Raw genomic sequence first — 13,680 nt, forward strand, 5'->3', positions numbered from 1 at the left:
CCATGAACTATCAGGATACCGCGCAGCAGATAATCAACAGGATCGGCGGCAAGGGCAATATTCTGTCACTGTTTCACTGCATCACCCGTTTGCGTTTCTTACTGAAAGATAACGACAAAGCCGATCGCGCCGCGCTGGAAGCGCTGGATGGTGTGATTGGCGTAAACATTTCCGGCGATCAATATCAACTCATCATCGGCAACGATGTCGCACCGCTGTGCGATGCCTTGCTGGCGAAATTACCGGGGGTTTCCGCCACCAGCGCAGCACAATCCGGAAAACGCCGCAACCCGGTGTCGGTGGTGCTGGAGGGGTTATCCAGCATCTTTTCACCGATCATTCCGGCGATTGCCGGGGCCGGTATTCTGAAAGGTGTGCTGGCATTGATGGTGGCAATGCACTGGCTGGAAACCAGCAATCAGACATACCAAATCCTGCTCGCCATCAGCGATGGCGTGTTCTACTTCATGCCGCTGGCGCTGGCCTTCAGCGCGGCGAGTAAATTTGGCGCGAACCCCTATGTGGCGGTTGCGCTGGCTGCCGCCCTCTTCCACCCGGCGATTCAGACACTGTTTAAATCTGGTGCGCCAGTCCATTTTATGAGCCTGCCGGTGCCAACGGTGAATTACGCCTCAACGGTGATCCCCATTCTGCTCGCCGTCTGGCTGCTTAGCCGGGTGGAAAAGCTGATAGATCGCATCATGCCCGGCGTGCTGAAAACCATGTTCGTGCCGTTGCTCAGCCTGGTTATTGTCACCCCCATCACCTTGATCGCCATCGGCCCGTTGGGGATTTTCGCCGGGAACGCACTCTCCAGCGGCATTATCTGGCTGGTGGAAAACGCCGGGATCGTGGCGGGCGTGGTGGTTGGCGGCACGCTGTCGATGATCATCATCACCGGTATGCACTACGTGCTGGTGCCTATCATGATCAACAACATCAGCACCATGGGCTTCGATCCGTTCAAAATTCTTTTTTATGTGGCCAACCTCGGCCAGGCGGGCGCGGCATTTGGCGTGTTCCTGCGCGCCCGCGACAAGAAGCTGAAATCACTGGCGTTAAGTACCAGTTTCAGCGCCGTGATGGGTATTACCGAACCGGCGATGTACGGCATCAACATTCGCTACAAACGCCCGTTTGCCGCAGCGCTTATTGGCGGTGCCTGCGGCGGCGGTTTTGCAATGGCGATGGGCGTCAAAACCTACGCCTTCGCGCTGAGCGGTTTGCCCGGTCTGCCGGCGCTGGTTGGCCCGACGTTTACGTGGGCGCTGGTCAGCCTCGCTATCTCTTTTGTCTGCGCGGCAGTTGTTACCGTGGTGCTTGGTTTTGAAGAAACCGTGGTGGCAGGCGTTAGTCCGATGCCGGTTGCGCGCAGCGAAGAGAGACTTTTCGCGCCGGTCAGCGGCGAGTTAAAACCGCTTAATAGCTTAAGCGACCCGGTGTTTGCCGATGAAATTTTCGGTAAAGGGATCGCCATCTATCCCACCAGCGGCGAGCTGCGTTCTCCGGTCAACGGCACGGTGGAATCCCTGTTTGAAACCCATCACGCGCTGGCGCTGCAAAGCGATACCGGGGCGGAGATCCTGATCCATATCGGCATCGATACGGTGAAACTCGGCGGCAAACACTTCACCAGCCACATAACTGCCGGGCAAAACGTGGAGGTCGGTGATTTGCTGGTGAGCTTCGATCTGGCGGCATTGCAGGCCGCAGGCATCGATCCCAGCGTGATTGTGGTGGTCACTAACAGCGAACAATACGGCGATATCAGCCCGGTAAAAGCCAATGGCGATGTCGCCAGCCGGGACGCATTTCTCACACTGACCGCAAGCGCGGCGTAAGGAGCAGAGGCATGGCATTTTCGAAAGCATTTCCGGAAGGGTTTTTATGGGGTGGCGCAACCGCTGCTAACCAACTGGAAGGCGCGTGGAATGTAGGCGGCAAAGGGCTTTCCGTGTCGGATGTTTACACTTTTGATAGCAACACGCCGCGTGAGCGCTGGCTCGATCAGTGGCTGGGCATGACGCACGCGCAAATACGGGAAGCACAGGATCCGCACAGCAAAAAATATTATCCGAAGCGCAAGGGCAACGACTTTTACCACCGTTTTAAAGAGGATATCGCGCTGTTCGCCGGCATGGGTTTTAAATGCTTCCGCATGTCGATCGCCTGGACGCGCATCTTCCCGCGCGGCGATGAAACCACGCCCAACGAAGCGGGACTGAAATTTTACGATGAGGTGTTCGACACGCTGCTGGCGCATGGTATCGAGCCGATTGTTTCGCTCTCGCACTATGAAATGCCGCTGGCGCTGGTGACCGATTACGGCGGCTGGCCGAACCGCCAACTGGTGGATTTCTATGTGCGTTTCGCCACCACTGTATTCACCCGCTATCGCAAGAAAGTGAAGTACTGGATGACGTTTAACGAGATCAACTGCGTGAAACATCACCCGTATGTCAGCGTGGGGGTGATCGAAGAGGACAACCCGCATCTGGAGCAGGATAAATACCAGGGCGCGCATCACCAGTTTGTCGCCAGTGCCCTTGCGACCAAAGCCTGCCACAGCATAATTCCCGGCTCGCAGGTCGGCTGCATGATCAGCTACCAGATGCTCTACCCGCACACCTGCCATCCGGATGATTTGCAGGCGTGTGAAGAGATGCAGCGCGTGTCGCTGTTCTTTAGCGATGTGCAGGCGCACGGTTATTACCCTGCCTACACCGACCGCATGCTGGCCGAAAAAGGCGTGACGCTGCAAAAAGTGGTCGGCGATGACGAGATCCTGCGCCAGCACCCGGTCGATTTCGTCTCCTTTAGTTACTATATGTCGAGCACCGTCAGCGCACACCCGGAAACGCTGGAAGGCACAGAAGGCAACCTGGTCACTGGCGGCATCCGCAACCCGTATCTGCCCACCAGTCAGTGGGGCTGGCAAATCGATCCAAAAGGGCTGCGCCTGGCACTCAATCAGCTCTATGACCGTTACCAGAAGCCGCTGTTCATTGCCGAAAACGGCCTTGGCGCGGTGGACACCGTTAACCCGGATGGTTCCATCGATGACGATTACCGCATCGATTATCTGCGCCAGCACGTTGAGCAGATGAAAGAGGCCATCGCCGATGGCGTGGATCTGTTCGGTTATACCTGGTGGGGACCCATTGATGTGGTCAGCGCGGGCACGGCGCAAATCTCCAAACGCTACGGCTTTATCTATGTCGACCAGGACGATATGGGCAACGGCACGCAGGCGCGTTCGCTGAAGAAAAGCTACCACTGGTATAAAAAACTGATCGCCTCGAACGGCGAAGACTTAGCCGATTAAGGAGTAGATATGTCTGTTTTTCCAAAAGGTTTCTTATGGGGCGGCGCGATTGCCGCCAACCAGGCGGAAGGGGCGTGGAATGAAGACGGCAAAGGGCCGTCCATCGCCGATGTGGTACGCGGCGGTATCGCCTCCGGCAAACACGATGCGGTGATTGACCCCAACCTTTACTATGCCAGCCACGACGCGGTGGACTTTTACCACCGCTACAAAGAGGACGTGGCGCTGTTCGCCGAGATGGGTTTTACGTGCTTTCGCACCTCGATTGCCTGGTCGCGCATTTTCCCGCGCGGCGATGAAACCACACCCAACGAAGCCGGTTTAGCATTTTATGATTCGCTGTTCGATGAGCTGCGAAAGTATGGCATTGAGCCGGTTATCACCCTCTCGCACTACGAAACGCCGCTGGCGCTGTATCAGGAGTATGGCGGCTGGAAAAACCGCCAGTTGATTGACTTTCTTAGCCGCTACTGCGAAACGGTATTTCGCCGCTACAAAGGCAAGGTCAAATACTGGATGACCTTCAACGAGCTGAACAACATGAACCGCATGCCGTTCGCCACCGGCGCGGTGGATGCCGATGCCGGTGCGCAGGCGATCTGGCAGGCCAATCATCACCAGTTTGTCGCTAACGCGCTGGCCAACAAGTTGTGCCACGAGATCATCCCTGAGGCGAAAATCGGCTGCATGTTGTCGCTGAGCACCGTCTACCCGGCAACCAGCAACCCGCAAGACATCTTCTCGACCATGCAGTTACGCCGCCGTTCGCTGTTCTTCTCGGATGTGATGATGCTCGGGCAATACCCGGCGTATGCGCCGCGTCTGTTCCGCGAACTGGGCGTCAAGCTGGAGATAGCCGATGGCGACCTGCAACTGCTGGCAGAGTACCCTTCGGACTACCTCGGCTTTAGCTACTACCGCAGCGTGCTGCACCAGGCAGGCGGCCAGTTCCGCATTGATACCGGCGGCACGGCCGGGCTGGACAACCCATATCTGGAGAAAACCGAATGGGGCTGGCCGATTGACCCGCAAGGTTTTCGCATCGTCTGTAACGAGCTGGCGGATCGCTACCGTAAGCCACTGTTCGTTGTTGAAAACGGTTATGGCGGCGTGGATGAACCGGACGCCAGCGGGCAAATTAACGATGACGCCCGCATTGATTATGGCCGTCGCCATATCCAGGCCATGGCGGAAGCGATTGACGATGGCTGCGACATTATGGGCTACACGTGGTGGGGGCCAATCGACATTGTTAGCGCCGGGACGGGTGAGATGAAAAAACGCTACGGCTTTATCTATGTCGACAAGGACAACGACGGCCGCGGTACGCTCACGCGCAGTAAGAAGAAGAGTTTTGCCTGGTATCAACAGGTTATCGCCAGCAATGGCGAAGTGCTGTAAGGTTAAAACCGGGAAGCGCTGCGGCGCTTCTCTTATTTTGGCCTGTTGACGATAAAGGTTTACGCATGAGTACATGGCATCTGGTTGACCCCGAGCTTCGCCCCGCCCTGCAATCCTGGACACCTTCCACGCTGAACGCCGACGCCCTTCCCGCCATACGCGAGCAGCGCCAGCAAGCCGCGCTGCAGGCCATGCATCTTGATGATGGGCTTTCACTGGCGATGCACGAACAGCACATTGCGGGTGCCCACGGTGAACCCGCCGTGCGCGTGCGCGTGATCACGCCAACGATACGTCGCACCAACCGGATGGGGATTTTGCATCTGCACGGCGGCGGTCATCTGTTTGGCAGCCCCGAACAATCTTTGTCGCTCACCCGCCCGACAGCCGCGCGGCATGACTGCGTTATCGTCTCTGTCGATTACCGCTTGTCGCCGGAGCACCGCTTTCCCGGTTCGCTTAATGACGGCTATTCCGCGCTGGTGTGGATGGCGGAAAACGCGGCGCAATTAGGCATCGATGCCAACAATATCGGCCTGATGGGCGACAGCGCCGGCGCGGGTGTTGCCGCCGCTCTGGCGCTGCTGGCGCGCGATCGCAAAGGGCCGCAACTGGCGTTTCAGAACCTGATGTTCCCGATGCTCGATGATCGTACGGTGGTGGAGACGGAACGAAACCCGGTGACGGGCGAATTTATCTGGACGCGGGAAAACAATGCGTTTGGCTGGCGTGCGCTGCTTGGGTGTGAACCCGGGAGCGTTGACGTATCGCCGTATGCCGCTCCGGCGCGCGCCGATGACCTGGCAGGGCTACCGCCGACCTGGATAGGCGTTGGCACGCTGGATCTGTTTCTTGATGAAGATATGGCGTATGCGCAGCGGTTAATACGTGCGGGAGTCGCGGTGGAGTTGAATGTCTGGCCGGGGGCGTATCACGGTTTTAATTCCGACCCGCAGGCGAGCATCGCACAGCGGGCCAGAGAGACGCGCCAGAACTGGCTGGCGCGTTTTAACTGCTAATTACTCGGCGGCAGAAGGCTTACGCGGGCGACGACGGCGAGACGGATTGCCCGCCGGTGCCGCACCGCCATCAAGACGGCGTCCACCTGCCGGTTTAGCGGCTCCGCCATCCAGACGACGACCACCGGCCGGCTTCGCACCGCCTTCAGCACGGCGTCCCCCCTCCTGCTTCGCAGCGCCACCTTCGGCGCGGCGCGGGGAGCGCGGTTTTTGTCCTTCGCCTTCACTGCGGCGCGGCGCAGACTGACCACGGCCACCGCCGCCCTGCCCGCGTCCACTGCCCTGACGACCGCCGCCCTGGCCGCGACCATTCTGAATCGGCTCGGCTTTGATCGACGGATCCGGCTCATAGCCTGCCAGCGCAATGCGCGGGATCTCTTTTTTCAGCAGGCGTTCGATATCGCGCAGCAATTTATGTTCGTCCACGCATACTAGCGACAGCGCTTCGCCGGTCGCCGCTGCCCGGCCGGTACGGCCAATACGGTGCACGTAATCTTCCGGCACGTTCGGCAGTTCGTAGTTCACCACATGCGGCAACTCTTCAATGTCGAGCCCACGCGCCGCGATGTCGGTCGCCACCAGCACACGAATGTCGCCAGATTTGAAATCCGCCAGCGCACGCGTACGCGCCCCCTGGCTCTTATTGCCGTGGATCGCCGCGCTGGTGATGCCGTCTTTATTAAGCTGCTCCGCCAGGTGGTTAGCGCCGTGTTTCGTGCGGGTGAAGACCAGCACCTGCTGCCAGTTGCCCTCGCCAATCATCTGCGACAGCAGTTCCCGTTTGCGTTTTTTATCGACGAAATGCACATGCTGCGTCACCTGCTCAGAAGCGGTGTTGCGGCGCGCCACTTCGATTTCCAGTGGATTACGCAGCAGCTTTTCCGCCAGCTGTTTGATCTCATCAGAGAAGGTCGCGGAGAACAGCAGGTTCTGACGCTTCGGCGGCAGTTTTGCCAGCACGCGGCGAATATCGTGAATAAAGCCCATATCCAGCATGCGGTCGGCTTCGTCGAGCACCAGAATTTCCACGCTATCGAGTTTCAGCGCGTTCTGGTGTTCCAGATCCAGCAGGCGCCCCGGTGTCGCCACCAGGATGTCAACGCCGCCGCGCAGCTTCATCATCTGCGGGTTAATGCTCACGCCGCCGAATACCACCAGCGAGCGGATATTCAGGTATTTGCTGTACTCCTGAACGTTTTCACCCACCTGCGCCGCCAGCTCACGGGTTGGCGTTAAGATCAGCGCCCGGATCGGGCGACGGCCTTTGGCGTGCGGCTCGTTTTGAATCAGGCGTTGCAACAGCGGCAGCGTAAAACCGGCAGTTTTACCGGTGCCGGTCTGGGCGCTCGCCATCAGATCGCGGCCTTGCAGCACCGCCGGGATAGCCTGCTGCTGAATAGGGGTCGGCTGAAGATAACCCTGCTCGGCAACAGCGCGCAGGATTTCCGGGTTCAGGCCAAGGGCATCAAAAGACATAACAACTCCACACCGCCCCGACCTGTGAACAGGTGTAGTTTTCGAGGAGATAATAATTTGGCTGATGACAAAAACCACAATGTCATGAAGGGGCGGAGTGTATCAGCTTTTGTGATCACACGCATAAAATATCCCTCCGGGTACGGAATGCGTGATATTAACGCACCGCTAACTGGACAAGCCTAAAATTTAGCCATAAAGTTAATCAATCGATTGATTAACTTTCATCACCGCCATGCATACAACACCGACCACCAGCCGGGGCGAACAGGCCCGAAACCAGCTGATTGCCGCCGCGCTGGCACAGTTTGGTGAATATGGCTTGCATGCCACCACGCGGGATATCGCCGCACAAGCCGGGCAGAACATCGCCGCGATCACTTACTATTTTGGCTCAAAAGAGGATTTATATCTCGCCTGCGCGCAGTGGATCGCCGATTTTATCAGCGACAATTTTCGCCCTCATGTGCAGGCCGCCGAAGAGCTGTTCGCCCAGCCCGTGCCGGATAAAGCCGCCATTCGCGAGCTTATCCACCGCGCCTGTAAAAACATGATTGTGCTGCTCACTCATGACGAGACGCTCAACCTGAGCAAATTTATCTCCCGCGAACAGCTCTCGCCGACGCGCGCTTACCAGTTGGTGCATGAACAGGTGATTGCGCCGCTGCACAGCCACTTTACGGCACTGCTCGCCGCCTACACCGGGCGCGACGCCAAAGATACGCAAACCATTATTCATACCCATGCGCTTATCGGCCAGATCCTCGCCTTTCGCCTCGGGCGGGAAACCATCTTGCTGCGCGCCGGATGGACGCAGTTTGATGAAGAGAAAGCGACACAGATTTATCAGGTCATCACCTGTCATATCGATCTTATCTTGCAAGGATTAACGAACAGGAGTTCAACGTGATGAAAAAACCCATCGTCGTGGTAGTGATAGTTGTGTTGGTACTGGCCGCGCTGGGCGGCGGCTGGATGTGGTATCAAAGCAAACAAGACCGCACGCTCACCCTGTACGGGAATGTCGACATTCGCACGGTGAATTTAAGTTTCCGCGTTGGCGGGCGGCTCTCTGCGCTGAACGTGGATGAAGGGGATGCGATAAGCGCCGGGCAAACACTTGGCGAAATAGATAAAGCACCCTATGAAAACGCGCTGTTGCAGGCACAAGCCAATGTCGCAACGGCACAGGCAAAATACTCGCTGGCGACTGCCGGTTACCGTGATGAAGAGATAGCCCAGGCCGTCGCCGCCGTGCGTCAGGCACAAGCGGCATATGATTACGCGCAGAACTTCTTTCAGCGCCAGCAGGGACTGATGAAAAGCCGGGCGATTTCGGCAAACGACCTGGAAAATGCCCGCTCCTCACGGGATCAGGCCCAGGCAACGCTGAAATCGGCACAAGATAAACTGAGCCAGTACCGCGCCGGTAATCGCCCGCAGGAAATCGCCCAGGCAAAAGCCAGCCTGGAACAAGCCGAAGCCGCGCTGGCACAGGCGCAACTGGATCTGCATGACACCACGCTTATCGCGCCGAGTAACGGCACCGTGCTGACGCGCGCTGTCGAACCCGGCAGCATGCTCAGCGCCGGAAGCACTGTATTAACCCTCTCCTTGACCCGCCCGGTATGGGTTCGCGCCTACGTGGGTGAACGCAATTTGCACCAGGCACAGCCGGGGCAAGAGGTTTTGCTGTATACCGATGGCCGCCCGGATAAGCCTTATCACGGCAAAATTGGCTTTGTTTCACCCACCGCCGAATTCACGCCAAAAACCGTCGAAACCCCGGATTTGCGTACCGATCTGGTCTATCGCCTGCGCATTATTGTGACCGATGCCGATGACAGCCTGCGCCAGGGGATGCCTGTTACGCTGCGCTTTAGCGGCGAGGCGCGCCATGAATGACGCGGCTATCCATCTGCGCGGGTTAGTAAAGCGCTTTGCCGGAATGGAAAAACCCGCCGTCGCGCGGCTGGATTGTGAGATCAAAGCGGGATATGTCACCGGCCTTGTCGGGCCGGATGGCGCCGGAAAAACCACGCTGATGCGCATCCTTGCCGGGCTGATGCGCCCGGATGAAGGCAGCGCGCGCGTCATGGGCCTCGACCCCATCGCCAATGACAGCGAACTGCATGCCATGCTCGGCTATATGCCGCAGAAGTTTGGCCTGTATGAAGATTTGACGGTCATGGAAAACCTCAATCTGTATGCCGATTTGCGCAGCGTTACCGGCGAGCAGCGCCGTCAGACGTTTGCGCGGCTGCTGGAGTTCACCGCCCTCGCCCCGTTTACCGGGCGGCTGGCCGGGAAACTCTCCGGCGGCATGAAACAGAAGCTGGGGCTGGCCTGTACGCTGGTCGGCGAACCGAAAGTGCTGTTGCTGGATGAGCCGGGTGTCGGTGTCGATCCGATTTCCCGTCGCGAACTGTGGCAGATGGTGCATGAACTGGCCGGCGACGGCATGCTGATCCTCTGGAGCACCTCTTATCTTGATGAAGCCGAGCAGTGCCGCGATGTGTTGCTGATGAACGAAGGCGAACTGCTGTATCAGGGCGAACCGAAAGCACTGACGCAAACCATGGCCGGGCGCAGCTTCCTCGTCACCAGTTCAGAGGAGAACAACCGCCGTCTGCTGCGGCGTATCCTGCGGCAGCCGCAGGTCAGCGACGGCATGATCCAGGGCCGCTCGGTGCGTATGATCCTGAAAAAAGGGGCGCAGCCCGAGGATCTGCGGCATGCAGAAAAGATGCCCGCTCTGGAGATCGAGGAGACCGCGCCGCGCTTTGAAGATGCTTTTATCGACCTGCTTGGCGGCGCGGGCACTTCCGAATCGCCACTGGGGGCGATTCTGCATACGGTGGAAGGCAGCGCGGAAGAGACGGTAATTGAAGCCAAATCGCTGACCAAAAAGTTTGGCGATTTCGCCGCCACCGATAATGTCAATTTCGCCGTCAAACGCGGGGAGATTTTTGGCCTGCTCGGCCCGAACGGCGCGGGGAAATCCACTACCTTCAAAATGATGTGCGGTTTGCTGGTGCCGACGGATGGCCAGGCGCTGGTGCTGAATATGGATCTGAAAGTCAGCTCCGGCAAAGCGCGCCAGCATCTGGGGTATATGGCGCAGAAGTTCTCCCTGTACGGCAACCTGACGGTCGAACAAAACCTGCGCTTCTTTTCCGGCGTCTACGGCCTGCGCGGGCGGCCGCAGAACGAGAAAATCGACCGCATGAGCGAGGCTTTCGGGCTGAAAAGTATCGCCAGTCATGCCACCGATGAACTACCGCTCGGCTTTAAGCAGCGGCTGGCGCTGGCCTGCTCGCTGATGCATGAGCCGGACATTTTGTTTCTGGATGAGCCCACCTCCGGTGTCGATCCGCTGACGCGGCGCGAGTTCTGGCTGCATATCAACAGCATGGTGGAAAAAGGCGTCACCGTAATGGTGACCACCCACTTTATGGATGAAGCGGAGTATTGCGATCGCATTGGGCTGGTCTACCGCGGGAAGTTAATTGCCAGCGGCACGCCGGATGCGCTGAAGGCGCAAACCGCCGATGCGGATCACCCGGACCCGACAATGGAACACGCATTTATTACGCTTATCCATAACTGGGATAAGGAGCACAACGATGAGCGTTAAAGCCCTCTCCTGGCGGCGCGTACGCGCGTTATGCGTCAAAGAGACGCGCCAGATTGTGCGTGACCCGAGTAGCTGGCTGATTGCGGTGGTGATCCCGCTGCTGCTGCTGTTTATTTTCGGTTACGGTATTAATCTCGATTCCAGCAAACTGCGCGTAGGCGTACTGCTTGAACAGCACAGCGAAGAGGCGCTCGATTTTACCCATACGCTGACCGGTTCGCCCTATATTGATGCCACCATCAGCGATAACCGCCAGTTGCTGATTCAGATGATGCAGGCCGGGCGCATTCGCGGGCTGGTGGTGATCCCGGTGAACTTCGCCGCGCAGATGGCGCGCCCTGGCGACAGCGCGCCGGTGCAGGTGATAACCGATGGCAGCGAACCGAACACCGCTAACTTTGTGCAGGGGTATGTCGAAGGCATCTGGCAACTCTGGCAGCAGCAACGCGCGGAAGACAGCGGGCAGACCTTTAAGCCTTTGATCGATGTGCAAACGCGCTACTGGTTTAACCCGGCGGCTATCAGCCAGCATTTCATTATCCCTGGTGCGGTGACCATTATCATGACGGTGATTGGCGCTATCCTCACCTCGCTGGTGGTGGCACGCGAGTGGGAGCGTGGCACCATGGAAGCGCTGCTCTCCACCGAAATCACCCGCGCGGAACTGCTGCTGTGCAAACTCATTCCCTATTACTTTCTTGGCATGCTGGCGATGGGGCTGTGCATGCTGGTGTCGGTATTTATTCTCGGCGTGCCGTATCGCGGCTCGCTGCTGATCCTCTTTTTGATTACCAGCCTGTTTTTGCTCAGCACCTTAGGCATGGGGCTGTTGATTTCTACCGTCACACGCAATCAATTTAACGCCGCGCAGGTGGCGCTTAACGCCGCGTTTTTACCGTCGATTATGCTGTCCGGTTTTATTTTCCAGATAGACAGCATGCCCGCGATTATCCGCGTGGTGACGTACATTATTCCGGCTCGCTACTTTGTCAGCACCCTGCAAAGCCTGTTTCTGGCGGGCAATATCCCGGTGGTACTGCTGGTGAATGTGCTGTTTTTAATCGCCTCGGCGGTGATGTTTATTGGCCTGACGTGGCTGAAAACCAAACGCAGACTGGATTAAGGAAAAGCCATGTTTTACCGTTTACTGACGCTTATCCGCAAAGAGTTGCAATCGCTGCTGCGCGAGCCGCAAACCCGCGCCATTTTGATCCTGCCGGTGCTGATTCAGGTGCTGCTGTTTCCTTTCGCCGCCACGCTGGAAGTGACCAACGCCACCATCGCCATCTATAACGAAGATAACGGCAAACACGCCGTCGAACTGACCCAGCGTTTTGCCCGCGCGAAAGCCTTTACCCATGTGTTACTGCTGAACAGCCCGCAAGAAATTCGCCCCACTATCGACACGCAAAAAGCGCTGTTGCTGGTGCGCTTCCCGGCGGATTTCTCGCGCAATCTCGACAGCGGCGTTACCGCGCCGATGCAGTTGATTCTGGACGGGCGTAACTCGAACAGCGCGCAAATTGCCGCCAATTATTTGCAGCAGATCGTTAAGGACTATCAACAGGAACTGCTCAGCGGACGGGAAAAACCGAACAACAGCGAACTGGTGGTACGCAACTGGTATAACCCGAATCTTGATTACAAATGGTTTGTGGTGCCGTCGCTGATTGCGATGATTACCACCATCGGCGTGATGATTGTTACCTCGCTGTCGGTGGCGCGTGAACGCGAGCAAGGCACGCTCGATCAATTGCTGGTTTCACCGCTGGCGACGTGGCAAATCTTTGTCGGTAAAGCGGTGCCCGCGCTGATTGTCGCCACGTTCCAGGCAACGATTGTGCTCGGCGTGGGTATTCTGGCGTACAAAATCCCCTTCGCCGGTTCGCTGCTGCTGTTCTATTTCACCATGCTGGTGTATGGCTTGTCGCTGGTGGGTTTTGGCTTGCTGATTTCGTCGCTCTGTTCAACCCAGCAGCAGGCGTTTATTGGCGTGTTTGTCTTTATGATGCCAGCGATTTTGCTCTCCGGTTATGTGTCACCGGTGGAGAATATGCCTGTCTGGTTGCAGGATCTCACCTGGGCGAATCCAATTCGCCACTTTACCGATATTACCAAGCAGATTTACCTGAAGGACGCCAGCTTTACCATTGTCTGGCAAAGTTTGTGGCCGCTGCTGGTGATTGCGGCGACCACCGGTTCAGCGGCGTATGCGCTATTCAGGCGCAAAATCATGTGACGGGTTTTCAGCTTATGTACGGGCAGGTTTGCTTGCCCGTCTGTTTGACTGCTTAGCGGTGATCGTGAGAGTTGGTTGCGTTACCGCGTTGATGCAGGCCGAAAGATTTAGCAGGCAGTTTTCTCTCTTTGGTCAGCAGCGACACCACCGCTGGTCCCGCGAGGATCGCCAGCCCGACAACCGCCAGTAAATAGTTATTTTGCAATACGCGGGAGAGCAGCCAGATAACAATCAGCGACGCGCCAAAATACCAGGTGGTGGTCAGCTCCTCCAGCACATCGCCGAACTCGCGCCAGCGCGCTTCATGGTGGCGCTGGAGAAACAGCATCAGCAGCACGGAGATGCCATACAGCACGCAAAGCCCTAAGCCAACACGCACCAGCGTGCCGCTCATCCAGCCCATCACCAGCAGCGTTACAATCAGTACGTGCAACATAATCTGCCAGCAACTCAGGCCAGTCGCGACACGAACACGTTGTTGCCACTTCATGGTTTCTCTCCTGGAGAATTTTTATCTGTATGAAGCGTACTCGTATTTACGGAAAATTCCGTAACCCCGCCCTTTTTTGTGACAGGGACTACA

11 protein-coding genes are annotated in these 13,680 nt (G+C 57.5%); 9 read left to right on the forward strand and 2 right to left on the reverse strand.

What is annotated here, in order from left to right; translation table 11 throughout:
* The first annotated feature begins 2 nt into the window (after window positions 1-2).
* From RT644_RS11335 to RT644_RS11350, 4 genes are all read left to right on the forward strand, one after another.
* Entirely contained in the window at window positions 3-1,841 is a 1,839-nt protein-coding gene (locus tag RT644_RS11335) for a beta-glucoside-specific PTS transporter subunit IIABC (RefSeq protein WP_313626701.1), read from the forward strand.
* Between the two features lie 11 nt (window positions 1,842-1,852).
* Entirely contained in the window at window positions 1,853-3,325 is a 1,473-nt protein-coding gene (locus RT644_RS11340; RefSeq protein WP_313626702.1) for a 6-phospho-beta-glucosidase, read from the forward strand.
* A gap of 9 nt (window positions 3,326-3,334) precedes the next feature.
* Window positions 3,335-4,726: a glycoside hydrolase family 1 protein gene (locus tag RT644_RS11345; protein ID WP_313626703.1), complete on the forward strand. Its 1,392-nt coding sequence runs from the start codon at window positions 3,335-3,337 to the stop codon at window positions 4,724-4,726.
* Window positions 4,727-4,791: 65 nt separating this feature from the next.
* Complete coding sequence (locus tag RT644_RS11350; RefSeq protein ID WP_313626705.1) at window positions 4,792-5,745, forward strand: alpha/beta hydrolase; 954 nt, start codon at window positions 4,792-4,794, stop codon at window positions 5,743-5,745.
* On the opposite strand, the gene rhlE is transcribed toward RT644_RS11350, so the two are convergent.
* On the reverse strand, window positions 5,746-7,221 hold the full coding sequence (rhlE, locus tag RT644_RS11355; protein WP_020457114.1) for an ATP-dependent RNA helicase RhlE: 1,476 nt from the start codon (window positions 7,219-7,221) through the stop codon (window positions 5,746-5,748). It abuts the gene before it with no gap.
* A 235-nt stretch (window positions 7,222-7,456) separates the two neighbouring features.
* Between rhlE and cecR the strand changes: the two genes are divergently transcribed.
* From cecR to RT644_RS11380, 5 genes are read left to right on the forward strand one after another with little or no spacing between them, the layout of a single operon-like run.
* Window positions 7,457-8,131, forward strand: coding sequence for a transcriptional regulator CecR (cecR, locus tag RT644_RS11360; protein ID WP_313626707.1), 675 nt, complete (start codon window positions 7,457-7,459; stop codon window positions 8,129-8,131).
* Entirely contained in the window at window positions 8,131-9,126 is a 996-nt protein-coding gene (gene hlyD / locus RT644_RS11365; RefSeq protein ID WP_313626753.1) for a secretion protein HlyD, read from the forward strand. The genes cecR and hlyD overlap by 1 nt, the downstream gene beginning before the upstream one ends.
* Window positions 9,119-10,858, forward strand: a complete 1,740-nt coding sequence (locus RT644_RS11370; RefSeq protein ID WP_313626708.1) for an ATP-binding cassette domain-containing protein — start codon at window positions 9,119-9,121, stop codon at window positions 10,856-10,858. Before hlyD ends, RT644_RS11370 begins: the two co-directional genes overlap by 8 nt.
* Entirely contained in the window at window positions 10,848-11,981 is a 1,134-nt protein-coding gene (locus RT644_RS11375) for an ABC transporter permease (protein ID WP_313626709.1), read from the forward strand. The genes RT644_RS11370 and RT644_RS11375 overlap by 11 nt, the downstream gene beginning before the upstream one ends.
* Window positions 11,982-11,990: 9 nt before the next feature.
* A complete protein-coding gene (locus RT644_RS11380; protein ID WP_175272647.1) occupies window positions 11,991-13,097 on the forward strand; it encodes an ABC transporter permease in 1,107 nt (368 codons plus the stop codon).
* A 52-nt stretch (window positions 13,098-13,149) separates the two neighbouring features.
* On the opposite strand, the gene RT644_RS11385 is transcribed toward RT644_RS11380, so the two are convergent.
* Complete coding sequence (locus RT644_RS11385; protein WP_313626711.1) at window positions 13,150-13,587, reverse strand: YbhQ family protein; 438 nt, start codon at window positions 13,585-13,587, stop codon at window positions 13,150-13,152.
* Window positions 13,588-13,680 lie beyond the last annotated feature (93 nt).

Source organism: Kosakonia sp. (assembly GCF_032104925.1).
GTDB lineage: Bacteria > Pseudomonadota > Gammaproteobacteria > Enterobacterales > Enterobacteriaceae > Kosakonia.